This window comes from Vibrio sp. 10N.261.51.F12, assembly GCF_041471725.1.
GTDB lineage: Bacteria > Pseudomonadota > Gammaproteobacteria > Enterobacterales > Vibrionaceae > Vibrio.
This window is the reverse complement of record NZ_JBFROV010000068.1, coordinates 1-374: the sequence shown is the minus strand read 5'-3', so window position 1 is coordinate 374 and position 374 is coordinate 1. Positions and strand designations below refer to the sequence as shown.

Below are 374 nucleotides of genomic sequence, written 5' to 3'. Positions count from 1 at the left end.
GCTAACCCTTGCACTTCATCACTGTCGTTCGGAATGCGGAAGCTCCAGTTGCCATCCGGTTGCAGCGTCAAGGCGCCATTGGCGAAGTTACCCGCATCCGGGCTCAACGTCGCCACATCAAACTGCCCTTCGCCATCGTCGATATCGGTGATGTTGACTTGGTCTGCCACTTGCAGGTAATCCACCCCACCATCGGTGACCAAATCAGCGCCATCGTCTTCCGTTACTTCACCGCTTGAGGTCCCCGCAAAGGTCGCCTCATCGTTCACACCCACAAGGTTCACTGTGATGGTGTGCGGCGTTCCATCCGCCGTTTGAATCGTAAAGGTTTGCGGGATGGTTTCACCCGCCGTCAGGCTTTGCACCACCTCCAA

General features: G+C 56.7%; 1 protein-coding gene. It reads right to left on the bottom strand.

The window, feature by feature from the left end; all coding sequences use genetic code 11:
• Positions 1 to 374: VCBS domain-containing protein (locus AB4405_RS24275; protein WP_372063105.1), on the bottom strand; the 374-nt coding region annotated here is incomplete at both ends.